Source organism: Ruegeria sp. CE9 (assembly GCF_056537425.1).
Genome location: NZ_JBQFRO010000012.1, coordinates 1 through 12,827 on the forward strand (window position 1 = coordinate 1; position 12,827 = coordinate 12,827).

The following is a 12,827-nucleotide window of genomic DNA, read 5'->3' on the forward strand; positions in this document are numbered from 1 at the left end:
ACGGCCGTCGACTGTGGACCAGAAAATTCAAAAATGAAGTGGGTCAACGCATGAGAACCGGACGTCTGTCAACACGCGATGTCGCAAAGACCTGTGGCGTCAAACACGAGACCGCAGCCGGGTGGAAGAAAGCGTCCGAGAAAAAGGCGTCAGGTCCGCATTCCACGTTAAAACCCAAATCCAAACCGACGTTTCGCGCCTTTTTCAAATGGTGGATAGAGCAGGCAGGAATTGATGAGGCGATTTCCATTTGGCGGCAGGTTCAGGAAGTCGCGAAACGGTTCATGCTTTGATCGCAGCTCGGATAATGCCTGATTTGCATTTCTCGAAGTAATTTCAGGTAAGCCGGAAGTGGCCACACGAAGAACGTCACCAGCAAGTTCTACATCGATTGCCGTTGTCTTGTTCGACATTGAAAAAGGTGCCATTTAGCTATCCAACCCGCCCTTCAGGCGTCGTCTAAATCCATAAGTTCGAAAACGCAATTTGGGCTCGTTAGTGTTTTTTGTGGCGTGCATGAGAGGCTGAGCGACCGGGCACGAGTCTGTCATTCGGTTTGATTTGGCGTACCTATCAATACCCACGGGCAGGGTTCACGACATTGAGCAGTTCTTCACCGCGTAACCAGCGACCGAGGTTTTGCATGAACAACTCGAATGAAGCTTGTTCCCAATCGGAAAAGACCGATGAGCAATGCGGTGAGATGATCACGTTTTCAAGCGCCCAGAGCGGATTAGTCTCGGGCAAGGGTTCGGTCTCGAACACATCGAGCGCCGCAGCCGCTATGTGTCCGGCCTTCAGCGCGTCGTACAGCGCGCTCTGATCCACTACGCCTCCGCGCGAGACATCCGCGAAGATGACGCCGGGCTTCATCGCCGCAATCTCTTGCGCGCCAATCAGACCGCGCGTTGCTGGGGTAAGCGGTGTCGAGACTGCGATGAAATCTGCACGATGCATGAGGTCGTGTAATTCATCCGCTGCATGAACCTCATCGACATGCTCCATCGGCACGGGGCGGGCGCGGGTTCCCACGACTTTCATGCCAAAGGCCTTAGCGCGCGCCGCCACCGCCTGGCCGGTATGGCCCAGCCCAACGATCAGAAGCGTCTTGCCCGATAACGGTCTAACCATGCGGGTGTTCCAAACCCGGGCGGCTTTGTCCTTTTGCAGCCCCGGAATATCCAGCGTGAAATGCAAAAACCCACCGAGGATATACTCGGCCATCATCCCAGCAGCCACGCCTGCGGCATTGGTGATGGTGGTCTTCTGGGGATCCCATTGGCCGTAATGGTCAGTGCCGGCACCGCCATTGGCGATCCAACGTGGGCCATCAGGCCCAATCAACGCATCCCGCGGAAAGCCTGGCGTACCCGCAAAGCGGACAGAATATACAATCTCGGGGCGGTAGCTTTCGATCAGGGCGGGGAGCGCTTCATAACTGTTGCATTCGCGGTAATCTGCATGCGGGTATTCAGCGCGCAACCATCGGACCAGCGGAGTAGTATCGCCGTTATGTAAAACGATACGCGGGGTGTCAGACATGGTTTTCCTCCGTCGGGGCGCGGACAAGCTGAGCCAATTCATCGAACTTGGCCTCCGGCTGCAATAAACGCTCGCGCATTTTCCACAGCGCCATGACGCGAGGCTCGGGGAGCGACGCAGCCATCACACGGAATTTCGCTTCGACTTCGCTCAGCGCCATTGGTGCTTCGGGCCCGCCGCGCGCTTGTACATCGCCCGAGGCAAGCTGGGAGCCATCTTTCAACGTGACAACGACATCAGACCACCGCCCGACGGGAAAGCGCTGGCTGTGCCGGGGCTCCTCGCGCACCGAGACCTTTGCCAGAACAGCGGCTATCTTCGGATCGCTCAGTGCAGCTCCGGAAATGTCCTTTGGCCCGATGCGGCCGCGCACCAGCATCACCGCAAGCGCGAAGGGCAGGGAGTACTGCGCTTGCGATGTGGTCGCGGGCATGTCGGGAAACAGCGCCGCCGCTTGCGAAAACGTGTTCACCTCGATCCGGATTACGTCGTCTGCGCAGAAGGCATGATCGCGCATCAGCCCGGACAGGGCATCAAGTGCTGCATGCGCCCAGCGGCAAATCGGATAGGGTTTGATGTAGTTCCGCTCAATCGTCCAGACCTCGCCCAGATCGGCCCAGTGCTGGGCAACGTCATCGGCCTCGACCGTGATCGAAGGTGCGCCTTCAAACCCGTCCTGCGCCATCAACGCTGCCATTGAACCGACCAATGCACCCATGCCCGAGCCGTCGTGCAGCATGGTCGGGTTGGCAATCTCGCGCATCATCTGGCTGCGCGGGCCGTGGTATTCGGCAATTCCCAGCGCATGCCGAAGATGATCGGGATCTGTACCCAACAGGCGACAACCCAGCGCAGCCACCCCCAGCGCATTCCATGCACCGGAGGTGTGATAGTCGCTGACCGTCGCATGAAGGGCCAAGGCAGCCCGGGCGGCGACCTCATAGGACATGACCAGCGCAATCAGTGCATCGCGCGCGGTCAGTTCTGGCCGGGTTTCGGCGAAGGCAAAAAGCGCGGGCACCACGGCGCATCCGATATGGCCCTTGGTCGGGTTATATCCGTCATGGGCATCTAGATTGTCGATCTGCGTGGCCCCGGCAAAGGCCGCCCCCGGGGACGAAGCACGGCGACCATCGAACATCATGTGGGCGGCGTGATCCGGGGCACCTGCGCCGTGAAAGGCAAACGCATGATCGCGCGCGATCCGCCCTGCGTCCATGTCGGCGGCCCCTGCCGCTACGCCAACCGTGTCAATAAGCAGCGTTGCTGACATGTTAATCGCGCTTTGCGGCATGTCCTGGCGCGAGAGCACAAATTCTGCGATTTTATCAAAACTCATAGCAGCGTTCTCTCCAAGAGCTGGCCATATCCCGGTAAGGCCTCACCGAAACCTGCAAGCTGCATGGCCTGAAAAGCCATCGCCTGATTTGACGTGATGACCGGTTTGCCTACAGCCTGCTCAAGACGCGCGACAATCTCGACGCTGCGCATGTCAGTACAGGACAGCACAATCGCTTCGGCCTTGGGATGGTTGGCGGCAAGGCCCAGATCGAACACCGCCTGCGGGTCCAGATCGCCTTGACCGTAATTGTCGAGCTCACCACTCACCTCCGACCGGGCTACGGTTTCAATACCGGATGCGGCCAGAAATCTGATGGCCATGTCGTTTATCGTGGGCACGTAAGGCGAGGCAAAACCGATGCGGGTCGTACCCAGAGTTTGCAGCGCATGCACCAATGCCCCAGCTGCCGTTACCGTCTCGGCCCCGCTTTGGGCTTTGATCCGCTCAGCGAGTCCCCGGTCGAAGGCCGGGCCATGGGTCAGCGTGGCTGAGGTGCAGCCATACATGATTACATCCGGGCGCACGCCCTGCAGCAGGCCCAAAGGCTCGTCCAGATCGGCCGCGCCAAGCCCGTGCATTTGGTCAGCATCCGGAATCTCATCCTGATCATAGCCCCCCATTCGGGCGAAATGCAGCGACACACCATCGGGCCGCAGCAGCACCATGTCAGGTTCGAGATTGGTGTTGGTGAAAGGCACCAGAATGCCAAAGCGGGCGCGTCCGCGAGAACTGTTCATGGCGTTTCCTCCTTTGCCCAGCGTTCCAATAACCCGGCTGCGATGTCGAGATGACCTGCGACACCAATGGTCGCGCGCAGGCAATTGGCAAGCCCGGCGCCGCCCTGTGGACGTAGAAAGACACCTTCGCTGCGCAGTGCTTCATCGGCGCGATTTGCCACCTCGGGGTTAGCCATTCGGATCAGCACGAAATTGGTGTAGCTTTCAGGCACGTCGAACCCGGCCTGTCGTAGCCTGTTCCGAAACCTGTCGCGCAATGCAGCCGTTTCCCTGCAGGTTGCGACCATGTAAGCCCGATCCGCCAACGCAGCAGCGGCAGCGGCCTGTCCAGCGACCGATATGTTGTTGGGGTTCATCACCTTGCGAAGCTCGCGCGCGATGTTGAGAGGGAACAGGCCCCAGCCCACCCGCATTCCGGCCAGACCGTATGCCTTGGAGAAGGTGCGCAGAATTACCGTGTCGCCTCGCGCGACTAGATCGAACGTGTGCTCACCCAGATGATCGGCGAATTCACCATAGGCTTCATCGATCACCAGCAATATATTGCCCGGCAATCCGTCGCGAAGGCGCAATAGCTCGGCGCGCGGGATGCGGGTACCGCCGGGGTTGCCGGGATTGGCAACAAATACGATGCGTGTGTCTGGTCGGACAGCCTCTAGCAGGGCATCCACTGATACGCGGCCATCCTCCTCCAGGGCAGTGTCGAAACGCGCCCGCACCAGCTGCGCGGCAGTTCGGAAGAACGGATAGGCATGCGCCGGGGCCAGTACTGCATTTCGCTCATCGGCAAAGACTTGCGTCAGACCAGCGATCAGTTCCATCGACCCATTGCCGCAAAGGATGCCCTCGGCCGGGATGCCGTGCAGTGCGGACAGGGCAGCACGCAGTTCGCCCCAGTCCGGATCGGGGTAAAGATGCCCCGCCTCCAAAGCCTTGGCAGCAGCCTGGATTGCACGCGGGCTAGGTGGGTGCAGGCTTTCGTTCTGCGACAGCGAGATCAGGCGCTTGCCTTCGGGCACGTTCAGCTCGGCCAGTGCATATGGCGACATAGCATTGATATGGGCGACGGGGTTGATCATGGATCGATACCATAAATTTCGCGCGCCACTTTTTGACTTATCAGTCCCTCTTCAAGGTCGCGCTGAACATCTTCGCGCGGACGATCCTGCGGATCCCCAAAGCCGCCACCCCCCGGAGTTTCAAAGATCAGAGTTTCGCCCGCCTTCACCCGGACCTCGCCTTTGCCCGGCAGATCAGATCCATCCTTGCCAATGCGGATGCGTCCAGGTGCGCCTTCTCCTCCGCCGAACCGGCCCCGCGCGGGGTTCAAGACCCGTTCAACCGAAAGGAACAGCATGAAATCCTCGTCCTTTGACGAGCGCATTTCGATATGCTGTCCCAAACCTCCACGTGTCCGTCCGGACCCGCCGCTGTCCGGCTTGAGCTCGCGCCGGGTGATCAGGACCGACGCGACCGCTTCGGTGGTTTCCACCTGGCTTCCCCAGACGCCTGACGGAAACGCGGTGGCCGACAAGCCGTCCAGACCGGGTCGCGCGCCTGTTCCACCGCTGAACACAAGCTCTAACGCAAACTGCTCATCGCCGCGCGAAACCGCCTCGGGCGCATGCCGAAGGGGTAAATCATACATACACGATGCCCCTTCGGCCGGTACGGAATCCGGCGCAGCCTGCGAGAGGCAGCCATAGACCAGATCGGGCGTCATCTGCCCCAGCGTATGACGCATGGCCACTGGTGCGGGAGGCTGAGCGTTCAGGATGCAATCCTTCGGCCCGGTTACGTGAAACGGTGCAAGTGAGCCTGCATTGTTTGGAATATCCGGCCCGATTATGCAGCGAAGGGCAAAAACCGAATAGGCGGTCGCATAGTTGAGCGGCACGTTGATGCCCTTGCTGGACAGCCCCGATGTTCCGGTGAAATCCAGCTCAACACGATCCTCGCCGATGGTCAGGGCTGCGTGCAGATCAATCCCATGCTCATAACCGTCCACCTTCAGCACATTGCACCACGTCCCTTTCGGAAGTTCTGCGATGGCTTCAACGGTAGCGCGATATGAGGCATCGATGATATAGTCGGCAAGTTCATCCAAATGGTCTATGCCGAACTCATCCATCATGCCCGCAAGCCGCTTTGCGCCAGCTTCGCAACACGCGATCAGCGCATAGATGTCGCCCTCGTTGGCGACGGGTTCGCGTGAGTTGGCTTTGACGATCTCCATCAGGAGGGTGTTCAACACACCCTCTTCCATCAGTTTGCAAGGCGGGATCAGCAGACCTTCGTCATAGATATCTGCACCCTCAGGGCCCATGCCTAGCCCACCCAGATCGACCAGATGCGAGGTGCAGGAGGTGAACCCGACCACCTGATCCCGGTAGAACACTGGCATCATCAGCAGAAAATCGTTCAGATGGCCCGAGGCGATCCATGGGTCGTTGGTAAGGTAGATATCACCTGGCCGCATGTCCTGAAGCCGGAAGCGCCCGCGCAATGTTTTTACTGCCTCGGCCATAGTGTTGATATGACCCGGTGTGCCGGTCACCGCCTGGGCCAACATGCGGCCCTGCAGGTCGAAGATACCAGCTGAAATGTCCCCGCATTCACGCACGATCGGGCTGAAAGCCGCTCGGATCAGTGCCTGTCCCTGTTCTTCAACCACGGCCAGAAGCCGGTTCCACATCACCTGAAGACGCGTGTTTGTTGTGTTCATCGGTTGCCCTCCCGATTGCGTGTGAGCCAGATATTGAGGCCGCCGTCGATTTCGGCGGAGAAATCGGCGCTCACGAAAGTTGTGGTCTGCGGCTCGATGATCAGGGCGGGCCCGCCCAGTTGATCGCCCGGGCGAAGCGCAGAGCGATCATAAAGCTCCGCGTTGCGCCATTCACTGGATACATCACACAGGATTTGGCGCTGACCGGTTGGTTGTGCAGGCTGTTTCGCAAGAACTTCAGAATGGGACGTAAGCGCGGGCGGCTCCGAGGAGACCTCAAGAGCCCAGTTCAGGATCTCGACCGTCATTCCTGGAACGGCACGGCTGAACTGGCGGCTGTATTCCTTTTCGAATGCCCCAAGCAATGCAGGCATGTCTGTCTTTTCCAGCGCCCGGTCAGGCAGCGGGATTTCAATCTCGTGCCCTTGCCCGTGATAGCGCATGAAAGCCCGCCGTCGTCGGGTCAGCCGTCCCTCAGGCGCGCCTGCCCTTACCACGGCCTCAGCTTCTTCAATCATCGCGTCAAAGAAGGCGTTGAGCGCGTCGAGATCGAGCACCTCAAGCGTGGCATAGCGCGACCGTATGATCTCAAAAGATACGGGTGCGAACAGAAATCCGACCGCTGAGCCCACGCCGGGATCGCGCGGGATCAGGATGCGATCAACCTGTGCGCGCCTTGCAACCCGAGTTGCATGCAAGGGTCCATTCCCACCGAAAGCAATCATCAGCCGCGCGGCCAAATCCTTGCCCGATTCCACCGCGTGCATCCGCCCGGCGGCGGCCATATTCTCATCGACAATTTCGCTGACCCCATTGGCCGCCTGCACCGCGCCAAGCCCCAGAATCTCTCCAATACCCGAGGCAAGCGCGGTTTTCGCCGCGTCCATGTCGATCCTGAGCCGCCCTTCGGCAAAGCGCTCGGGTTCGATCAGCCCTTGCACCACATCGGCATCTGTCACTGTCGGTTCGGTTCCGCCCTTGGCAAAAGCGGCCGGCCCGGGCTCAGACCCTGCGCTTTCTGGTCCGACCTGCAGGCGACCCAAACGGTCGACATGCGCAATAGATCCGCCGCCCGCGCCAATCTCGATCATCTCGATCACCGGAATGCGTACCGGCATGCCAGAGCCTTTGATGAACCGCGCAGCGCGCGCGATTTCAAACTTGCGGGCTGCCTGTGGGCGATACTGGTCAATCAGGCAAAGCTTGGCGGTCGTGCCGCCCATATCGAAACTCAACACCTCGCGCTCACCAGTCTCGGCGGCGAGGCGCGCGGCCAGAATCGCCCCGCCCGCAGGACCGGATTCAATCAACCGGATGGGCAGACGCGCTGCGGTTTCTATCGTCGTCATGCCCCCGGCCGCAGTCATCATCAGGATTGGGCAAGTCAATCCTTCTTGGTTAAATCGCGCCTGGAAATCAGCCAGATAGCTGGCCATCTGCGGTTGGATATAAGCGTTGGCAATCGTGGTTGAGAGCCGATCGAACTCGCGTGCCTCGGGGCTGACTTCGTGAGATAGTGAGATCACCAGATCGGGCAACCTCGCGCGCAGAAGATCACGCAACCGCAGTTCATGCGCCGGGTTGGCATATGCATGCATCAAGCAAATCGCCACGGCCTCGGCGCGACAGGCCACAAGCTCTGCGGCCAATCGGGAAGCGGCTTCCTCTTCAAGCGATTGCAATTCCTGCGCGCGCGCGTCCATCCGTCCACGGATAGTAAAGGCACGCGAACGCGGCACGATCAGATCAGGTTTGACAAGGTTGATCTCGTACTGGTTGTAGCGGCGTTCATAGGCGATCTCGAGAATATCGCGAAATCCCTCGCTCGTGACCGTTGCCACAACCGCGCCGCGCCGCTCGATCAAAGCATTGGTGGCCAGGGTCGTGCCATGGATGAAACCAACGATCTGTGACCAGTCCGACCCGGATTCAGCTAACACATGTTTTGCACCCGCAAGTGCTCCTAGGGTCGGGTTTTCTATGGTGGTCGGTGTTTTAGTGGTGGCAAGGATGTACCCACGGCCATCAACCAGAACCGTATCGGTGAAAGTACCGCCGATATCGACGGCAAGGCGTAGCCCGTTCTCTTCGCGCATGTAGGGATACCAGAAATGGAGAGAAATCAGAAGGAATGCACACTCTCGCTCCGGCACCGGCCGAAGCGACAAAAACCAGCTTCACGTCAGACGACGAGATCGCAGCCGGTCGCCCGGCGCCCCTGATTTTCCGTCATGCCTTGCGTCATAGATGACCGCTCTCGCGCAATTCAGTTTCGAAAAAATGCTGCCCGAGCACAGGACGGGCTGTCAACATAAATTTGAAACCGTCCAGCAGGCATTCGCGATCTCAGCGGCGATCGCAGAAAGCGGCCAGCTACTCATATGGTGTTGGCCGAAATTCAGGAATTCTTCCTAAGAATGCTTCTTGATTTCACTGTATTTCGTAACTTCGGGCAATCTGCAGCATTTGTATTTATGGACCCAACGGAAGCCTTGGCGTTGTCTTTTGCAGCAGGATAAGTGCCACGTCATGCCTTGGTGTTTTGATGCGTTGTCCGCAAAACTGATCGCACAAGCAGGGTATGAACTTGACATTCATGTCAGGATTTGGCGGCTTCGGCGAGCCGGATTGGGACGCCTGATCTGAGTTTGATGAGCTATGGTGAAGTCGTCGATCAGGCCCGCAACATTGCCGACGCGGTTGATATCCCTCTGATTGGTGATGGCGACACGGGGTATGGCAACGCCATGAATGTACGCCGCACCGTCGAAGGCGGTGAAACGCCTGACTAAAGTTGCATTCGCTACGATACAAAATTGGCAACAAAGCGAACCCGGGCATTGCGGCGCGAAGTGGACCTTAGTTGTCATCGCAAGAATTGTGGCGTCGTGCAAAATCAAAAACTTGACCAATGCAGTAACTTTGCTGAACAAGCCCTAGCAGTTTGACATCGATGACCATTCGTACCCATTTGAACTTATGAAACAACTAGATCGAAAAATCGCGTTAGTCACTGGCGCCTCCGCACCTCAAGGGATTGGCCGCGCAATCGCAATGAGATTGGCTGCAGATGGCGCAAAGGTTGTTGTGACAGACCGTGTGGGCACGTCCTGTAAGGACAAGACGATTGTGCGCCTCGAAGAGATCGCACAGGAAATTCGAGATGCTGGGATAGAAGCGCTGGCGCTGGCGCTCGATGTGACCAAGGCCGAGGAAGTAGCTTCCGTGGTTAACCGGTGTATCTCCGAATTCGGCAGTTTGGACATTCTGGTCAACAATGCCGGGTCCCTCGCAGGCTCGGCAGACTTTCTGACGACAACGCCAAGCGAATGGGAGATGAGTTATCGCGTAAACGTGCTGGGGCCGATGATGCTGGCGCAAGCAGCCATCCCACACATGCAAAAGCATGGTGGAGGGAGGATCATCAATATTGGTTCAACGGGCAGCCTTGGAGCAGAGCCAGGCTTTGGTGCATATACGGCGACGAAACACGCGCTCGTCGGCCTCACAAAGACGCTTGCGGCAGAATTTGGACCGGATGGCGTTCTCTGCAATACCGTTTGTCCTGGCTATATAGAAACCGACATGCATGAGGCGGCAAATGCACGGCTCGCGGCGGAAGCAGGAGAAAGCCTGGCGGAGACACAAAAACGCCGATACGCAAGCGTTGCGCTTCGTTCCGCTGGCCTTCCCGATGATGTTGCCAATGCCGTCGCATATCTGGCGGGCCCAGCCGGACAGTATGTCACCGGTATAAGCCTACCTGTCGCAGGTGGCGTTCCGATGGGTATCTGACACCTGTGCTTACTGCTCGTTGCCGCACCCGCTTCTGTGGCCATATTCCTTTGAAAACTCTTGGTTGGCGATGTCGTAAGTCGCTGACTCAATCCTTCCTAAGAGGAGGGATCGGCAATAATGGGGCCGAGGCAGGAAGCATAGGTGGCACTGCGAAGATGGGCATCTGAACCTCAGCTAACAGGCGGCGTCCGTTGGGCTGTGCACTGTTTCAGAACACGCGAGGGGGGCAATGATTGGTCAGTTGTGAATGGCGTCGTCGGATTGGCGCGACAGTGTTTCTTTGATGCCATTTACGCCATCAGTTTATGTACGGTCATACGAGAGGCTCTAAAGGTCAGATCCCGCAAGCGATCATGGGGTGTCCGATTTGACAAATCCCTTGGCGCAAACCTAACAGATGCGTGAGAATTCGGAGCTAGCACCAAGAAAGCTTTGCGCTCATCTCAGTCTCAATCCAATACTGATGTAAATGGCTTGGATGTCGGAGATTTAGTTGCGATTTAGCGTGGGCATTGCAGTGTCAATTCTGGTGGCTGTGTCCATTGGGGTCTCGACCTTTATTGTCCATTCCCTGTGGTGGACGACGGCGCGCGACAACAGCCGTATGCTGGCGGCTGAAATAAACGGCCAGATTGCAAATACCGTCCGTATCGAGGTCGGCGTGACCCTTAGATCAGCCGAGGCAGCCTGGGCCGCCGTTCGCACCATCTTTGTCCAGAACGTCATCGCGACACGGCAAGCCGACAAGCGAGAGTTTGTGTTTTTGTCCCAACTGCAGGCGCAGCCAAATATCTCGTGGATGTTCTTTGGCTGGCCAGATGGGAACTTTTTTGCGTCACATCGCCTGGGTGACGGCGGGCTTGAGATGATTGAGATCGACAGCGCGATCCGAGACCGCATGCTGCGTAAAGACCGCTACATCTTCATTCCCGGTGACATCCAGTTTGAAGATCGGACCTTTACGGAAACAGCCTATGATCCGCGCGAACATGCCTGGTTCGAAAACTTCATGGGCCTCAGCTCTGCCGGATGGATAGAAGTGCGAGACCTTCCCGATAGTGACAAAACCATTTACGCATATGCAGGTCCGATAGACGTTAACCGAACGCGGCAAGGGGTTCTGGCCGTTGCAATCGAAACGGACCGTTTGTCTCGCTTTCTTGCCACTCTGGCACCGGGCGAGTTTGGCGCAGCGTTCATTCTGAATGCCGATGGAAAGGTCATTGCTGTACCTGATGCCCAAGCGGATGAGACAACTCCGGCGCGCATGGGCGAGGGTAAGCTTTACGAAGCCGCCATGATCTCGGGCGAGAGGCTGTTGGCTGACCCTGAAACAAATTCACCGGGTACGTTGACGAAGCGTATCGTCATCGACGGAGTGCCTTATGCGGTGGCCCTTACGCCCCTGGGGTTTTATGGCTGGCGCGTTGCCACCGTCATTCCTGAAGCGGCCTTTCTTTCGAGCATTGATGAAACGCTGATTAACCTGATTTACGTGTTGATCATCGTTGTGGTTATTGCAACCGGACTGGCGATCTGGCTGATCCGCAGTATCGTGGCAAACCCGCTGGCCCGCATTGCCGAAGATCTGGGCAAAATCGAACGCTTTGATGTCGAGCGGATTGCGCGCAGGCCTTCCAAACTGTCTGAGCTCGAAAATCTATCTGCAGCGACCGCGAGTATGGCTGCGGGACTGTCTGCCTTCCGGAAATACGTGCCTACCGATCTGGTGCGCATGCTGGTCGCAGAAGGTATCAAGACGCAGCCGGGTGGTGACGTAAAACAGATTTCAGTGCTGTTTTGCGATGTCACGGGGTTCACGGGAATGTCTGAGAAACTCGGCCCCAAAATTGTCCACTTGATGGAGCCATTTTTCAGCGCGGCCTCAGCGGCGATCATTCAAAACGGTGGCACGATCGATAAATTCATCGGCGATGCCGTGATGGCGTTTTGGGGCGCGCCGCGCAAAGATGCCAACCACGCAGTTCATGCCTGCCGCGCAGCGTTGGACCTTGTCGCTGCTGTGGACGCGTCTGGTATCAAAGATGAGGCTGGCAATCCCCTGCGTGTGAGGATCGGGCTGAATAGTGGTGATGCTCTGGTGGGAAATATCGGCTCAAAGGAACGGCTAAATTACACGGCAATCGGAGATGTGGTGAATGTTGCCAGCCGATTGGAAGGCGCCAACAAAGACTATGGCACCTTGATCCTGATCGGGCCGGAGACGAGACGCCAGGCGGCCGACGCCATAGTGGTTCGCGAGTTGGACACGGTGGCCGTATTTGGGCGCGCCGAGGAACTGGTGATTTATGAACTAATCGCGATGCAGGATGGGGTTGACGGATCACTTGACTGGATAAAGCTTTATGAACAAGGTCTTGAACACTATCGGGCGAGGCGGTTCGAAATGGCTATTTCCAACTTCGAGGCCGCAGACCAGGCGCGAAATGGCGACCCCGTTTCAGTCGCAATGGCGGCCCGCGCCCAAAGCCTTTTGGCCAGGCCTCCTACGGAGGACTGGCGCGCAGTATCGAGGACAAAGAAAAAGAGCTAGTTACCTTCGTTCAAACCTAACCGCTTCGATCCCAAGATATTTCGTTGACTGTTTGTTTGTTGGCTGCCCTTGACGCATACGCGAACTGGATTGCGAGTTGCGGACGATTGCCGCGGTTCGAATGGTGTA

At 57.8% G+C, this 12,827-nt stretch carries 10 protein-coding genes; 3 read left to right on the forward strand and 7 right to left on the reverse strand.

Annotated features, from left to right (window positions below):
* Window positions 1–167 precede the first annotated feature (167 nt).
* The 7 genes from ACR0B3_RS19005 to ACR0B3_RS19035 all read right to left on the reverse strand — a co-directional run bounded on the left by ACR0B3_RS19005 (window position 168) and on the right by ACR0B3_RS19035 (window position 8,442).
* Window positions 168–428, reverse strand: coding sequence for a proline racemase family protein (locus ACR0B3_RS19005; protein ID WP_480810422.1), 261 nt, complete (start codon window positions 426–428; stop codon window positions 168–170).
* Window positions 429–573: 145 nt separating this feature from the next.
* Window positions 574–1,542 (reverse strand): D-2-hydroxyacid dehydrogenase, encoded by a 969-nt coding sequence (locus ACR0B3_RS19010; protein ID WP_480810423.1) that lies wholly within the window; start codon window positions 1,540–1,542, stop codon window positions 574–576.
* Entirely contained in the window at window positions 1,535–2,881 is a 1,347-nt protein-coding gene (locus tag ACR0B3_RS19015) for an MmgE/PrpD family protein (RefSeq protein WP_480810424.1), read from the reverse strand. The genes ACR0B3_RS19010 and ACR0B3_RS19015 overlap by 8 nt, the downstream gene beginning before the upstream one ends.
* Entirely contained in the window at window positions 2,878–3,621 is a 744-nt protein-coding gene (locus tag ACR0B3_RS19020; RefSeq protein ID WP_480810425.1) for a maleate cis-trans isomerase family protein, read from the reverse strand. The genes ACR0B3_RS19015 and ACR0B3_RS19020 overlap by 4 nt, the downstream gene beginning before the upstream one ends.
* Window positions 3,618–4,700, reverse strand: a complete 1,083-nt coding sequence (locus ACR0B3_RS19025; protein WP_170761661.1) for an aminotransferase class I/II-fold pyridoxal phosphate-dependent enzyme — start codon at window positions 4,698–4,700, stop codon at window positions 3,618–3,620. Before ACR0B3_RS19025 ends, ACR0B3_RS19020 begins: the two co-directional genes overlap by 4 nt.
* Complete coding sequence (locus tag ACR0B3_RS19030; protein WP_480810426.1) at window positions 4,697–6,346, reverse strand: hydantoinase B/oxoprolinase family protein; 1,650 nt, start codon at window positions 6,344–6,346, stop codon at window positions 4,697–4,699. The genes ACR0B3_RS19025 and ACR0B3_RS19030 overlap by 4 nt, the downstream gene beginning before the upstream one ends.
* Window positions 6,343–8,442 (reverse strand): hydantoinase/oxoprolinase family protein, encoded by a 2,100-nt coding sequence (locus ACR0B3_RS19035; RefSeq protein WP_480810427.1) that lies wholly within the window; start codon window positions 8,440–8,442, stop codon window positions 6,343–6,345. Before ACR0B3_RS19035 ends, ACR0B3_RS19030 begins: the two co-directional genes overlap by 4 nt.
* A 555-nt stretch (window positions 8,443–8,997) precedes the next feature.
* Between ACR0B3_RS19035 and ACR0B3_RS19040 the strand changes: the two genes are divergently transcribed.
* The 3 genes from ACR0B3_RS19040 (at window position 8,998) to ACR0B3_RS19050 (ending at window position 12,698) form a co-directional block, all read left to right on the forward strand.
* Window positions 8,998–9,138 (forward strand): hypothetical protein, encoded by a 141-nt coding sequence (locus ACR0B3_RS19040; RefSeq protein ID WP_480810428.1) that lies wholly within the window; start codon window positions 8,998–9,000, stop codon window positions 9,136–9,138.
* Window positions 9,139–9,325: 187 nt separating this feature from the next.
* Window positions 9,326–10,141, forward strand: a complete 816-nt coding sequence (locus tag ACR0B3_RS19045; RefSeq protein WP_480810429.1) for an SDR family NAD(P)-dependent oxidoreductase — start codon at window positions 9,326–9,328, stop codon at window positions 10,139–10,141.
* Between the two features lie 496 nt (window positions 10,142–10,637).
* A complete protein-coding gene (locus tag ACR0B3_RS19050; protein ID WP_480810430.1) occupies window positions 10,638–12,698 on the forward strand; it encodes an adenylate/guanylate cyclase domain-containing protein in 2,061 nt (686 codons plus the stop codon).
* The last annotated feature ends 129 nt before the right edge of the window (window positions 12,699–12,827 follow it).

Bases quoted from the DNA above. Each gene is read 5' to 3' on its own strand.
- ACR0B3_RS19025 (WP_170761661.1), bottom strand. From the start codon at position 4,700: ATGATCAACCCCGTCGCCCATATCAATGCTATGTCGCCATATGCACTG.
- ACR0B3_RS19010 (WP_480810423.1), bottom strand. From the start codon at position 1,542: ATGTCTGACACCCCGCGTATCGTTTTACATAACGGCGATACTACTCCG.
- ACR0B3_RS19040 (WP_480810428.1), top strand. From the start codon at position 8,998: ATGAGCTATGGTGAAGTCGTCGATCAGGCCCGCAACATTGCCGACGCG.
- ACR0B3_RS19045 (WP_480810429.1), top strand. From the start codon at position 9,326: ATGAAACAACTAGATCGAAAAATCGCGTTAGTCACTGGCGCCTCCGCA.
- ACR0B3_RS19030 (WP_480810426.1), bottom strand. From the start codon at position 6,346: ATGAACACAACAAACACGCGTCTTCAGGTGATGTGGAACCGGCTTCTG.
- ACR0B3_RS19005 (WP_480810422.1), bottom strand. From the start codon at position 428: ATGGCACCTTTTTCAATGTCGAACAAGACAACGGCAATCGATGTAGAA.
- ACR0B3_RS19015 (WP_480810424.1), bottom strand. From the start codon at position 2,881: ATGAGTTTTGATAAAATCGCAGAATTTGTGCTCTCGCGCCAGGACATG.
- ACR0B3_RS19020 (WP_480810425.1), bottom strand. From the start codon at position 3,621: ATGAACAGTTCTCGCGGACGCGCCCGCTTTGGCATTCTGGTGCCTTTC.
- ACR0B3_RS19035 (WP_480810427.1), bottom strand. From the start codon at position 8,442: ATGCGCGAAGAGAACGGGCTACGCCTTGCCGTCGATATCGGCGGTACT.